The sequence below is a fragment of the Bradyrhizobium sp. P5_C11_2 genome, from assembly GCF_054049755.1.
The window spans coordinates 1-2,203 of the sequence record NZ_JBFULT010000846.1 but is presented as its reverse complement, the minus strand read 5'-3'; the positions used below and the strand labels follow the sequence as shown (position 1 = coordinate 2,203).

Annotated in this window: 4 protein-coding genes; 2 read left to right on the top strand and 2 right to left on the bottom strand. The window is 62.0% G+C overall.

The features are described from left to right. The first annotated feature begins 43 nt into the window (after positions 1 to 43). Together ACXJL8_RS39350 and ACXJL8_RS39345 are read left to right on the top strand one after the other, a co-directional pair. Positions 44 to 388, top strand: coding sequence for a hypothetical protein (locus ACXJL8_RS39350; RefSeq protein WP_456621988.1), 345 nt, complete (start codon positions 44 to 46; stop codon positions 386 to 388). A gap of 362 nt (positions 389 to 750) precedes the next feature. Then, complete coding sequence (locus ACXJL8_RS39345; RefSeq protein WP_456686843.1) at positions 751 to 1,428, top strand: AAA family ATPase; 678 nt, start codon at positions 751 to 753, stop codon at positions 1,426 to 1,428. A gap of 179 nt (positions 1,429 to 1,607) precedes the next feature. Here the strand turns inward: ACXJL8_RS39345 and ACXJL8_RS39340 are convergent, their stop codons facing one another. Both ACXJL8_RS39340 and ACXJL8_RS39335 read right to left on the bottom strand, forming a co-directional pair. Beyond that, positions 1,608 to 1,790: a hypothetical protein gene (locus tag ACXJL8_RS39340; protein ID WP_456686842.1), complete on the bottom strand. Its 183-nt coding sequence runs from the start codon at positions 1,788 to 1,790 to the stop codon at positions 1,608 to 1,610. A gap of 94 nt (positions 1,791 to 1,884) precedes the next feature. Further along, positions 1,885 to 2,034: a hypothetical protein gene (locus ACXJL8_RS39335; RefSeq protein WP_456621991.1), complete on the bottom strand. Its 150-nt coding sequence runs from the start codon at positions 2,032 to 2,034 to the stop codon at positions 1,885 to 1,887. Positions 2,035 to 2,203 lie beyond the last annotated feature (169 nt).

The window sequence follows — 2,203 nt, the reverse complement described above, 5'->3', positions numbered from 1 at the left end:
CGTTCACCCACTATCCCATCGACTCGACATTTGGGGGGGATCGATGCCGGCGTTCCGCTTTAAGAAATCCTTGGGCACCGCAATCCTCGGGATTGCCCTGGCCGTCCTGGTCCAGCCGCGCGCCGGCTTCGCCTACACCCAGGAGGAGCAGCAGGCCTGCTCGCCGGACGCGATGCGGCTGTGCGGCGAGTTTGTTCCGAACGTCGATGCCATCACCGCCTGCATGATCAGGAAGAAGGCGCAGCTGTCGCCGCAATGCAAGGTGTTCTTCCGGCAGGGACCGGAGCCGGGCGAGGCCCGCGCCGGCAAGCCGACCAACATTGCGCCGAAGACCGCGAAGAAGAGCGCCAAGCCGGCGACCAAGAAGAAAAAGACCAGCGAGGGCTGAGCGCCGCCTCCGTCGAGAAGACGCGATCACCAGCTTGCGACAGCCTGGGACTCCTTTTGTTCACGGGCCAGCGCACATCCTTGCAGCAATTGCGACGCGAACGACGGAAGAGACTCGCTCCGGGATTTGCCCGGTCAGGTTGCGTTGCGGTTTTTCCCGCGGCGCTGCTCGAAAAGCCACGATTTCCTGGGTAAAAGGCGCTTCGTGACAGTTTGTGTCGAGCGTCGCGCGAAGCAGTGTGACTCAAAAGCCGCCACGCCTTGTTATTTCGTGGCTACAACGCAACTCTCGATAAATTTTTCTTTCACGAATCAGCGCGGTGATTCATTTTCGCGGCCTAGGGTCAATCTGGAGGCCAAGGTATGAACGTTATTGTTTTTGCATCGCGTAAAGGCGGCTCGGGCAAGAGTACCCTGGCTGCACATCTCGCCGCGCAGATCAAGGCGACGAAGCCTATCCTGCTCGTCGATGCGGATCCGCAGGGGTCGCTCACGCTGTGGCACAAGCTGCGTGGCACCAACGAGCCGCCGATCAAGTCTGCGGTGAATTCGGTCAGCGGCATCGTCTCCGCTGCCAAGCGCGACGGATATGAATGGGTGTTGATCGACACGCCGCCGAATCTGTCGGCCGTCGTCGACGACGCGATCAGGAACGCCACCATGGTGGTCATTCCTGCGCGCCCCGGCGTGTTCGACGTCAATGCGGTGCAGGAAACCATCCAGATGTGCCGCGCGGCGCGCAAGCCCTATGCGGTCGTGCTCAACGGTGCGCCGGCGCGCCGTGACGAGTCCGAGAGCCCGATCGTCACCATCGCCCGCGAGGCGCTGGCCAAATTCCGCGCTCCGGTGTGGGGCGGCCAGATCACCAACCGTTCGGATCTGCTGATGGCGCTGAGCCACGGCGAAGGCGCGCGGGAATATCAGGCCGAGAGCCGGGCGGCTCAGGAAATTGCAAGGCTGTGGGCGGCGATCGAGCGTTCGGTCAAGGCGATCCGTGGCACGGCGTCGGCTTCCGGCACGATGCACAAGCAGGCCGCGTAATTTTCAATAGTCCATTTGCCCGACAAGAAACGCGCGGCGGTCCGCGCGTTTTGCGTTTCTGCCTTCACCCGTCATTCCGGGATGGCGCGAAGCGCCAGACCCGGAATCTCGAGATTCTCAGGTGCGCAATTGCGCACCGTAATTCGCCCTTCGGGCGCTCCGGAATGACGAGATCAACGCTACGCCACCATCAGCATGTAGAACACGATGACCGGCGACATCGTCAGGATCACCGACCAGATGCCGACGGCCCAGAGAATGTCCCCGGTGGTAAAGCTCTGCTGTCCGGCGTCATAATGTGACGCCACATCATTCTGACTATTCACAAACGCCCCCGCGATTTCTTCGCTTATGGGCGTCAACGCTAGGCGGGATGTTTTAAAATTCCGCGTCGCAATCCCGCGCGCATTTGGACACAGGCGCTACCACGGATTAACCATCCCAGCGCGGCCGGCGTCAGCCGACCAGCCAGACGCGAAACAGCAGCACCGGCATCAGGCCGAGCATCACGGCCCAGAAGCCGAACGACGACACCACCAGAATTCCCCGCAAGAGATCGGCCGGCGCGAAATTGTCCGCGGCCGTCGGCCGGGTACGATGCCCCATGGTATTCCCCCTCTGAAAGACTTTGGACGAAAACGCTAGGCGCGATCGCGTAAACGAGTCGTGGATGCGCCATGCGGCAGCTGCGAAGGCCATTCGGGGGAGGTTAACCACGGGCACGCTCTATCACTCCCTCGCCCCGTTCTTACGGGGAGAGGGTGGGGTGAGGGGC

What these genes read in the sequence shown, in the direction of transcription:
- ACXJL8_RS39345 (WP_456686843.1), top strand. Translation starts at nt 751, where the DNA reads ATGAACGTTATTGTTTTTGCATCGCGTAAAGGCGGCTCGGGCAAGAGT.
- ACXJL8_RS39335 (WP_456621991.1), bottom strand. Translation starts at nt 2,034, where the DNA reads ATGGGGCATCGTACCCGGCCGACGGCCGCGGACAATTTCGCGCCGGCC.
- ACXJL8_RS39350 (WP_456621988.1), top strand. Translation starts at nt 44, where the DNA reads ATGCCGGCGTTCCGCTTTAAGAAATCCTTGGGCACCGCAATCCTCGGG.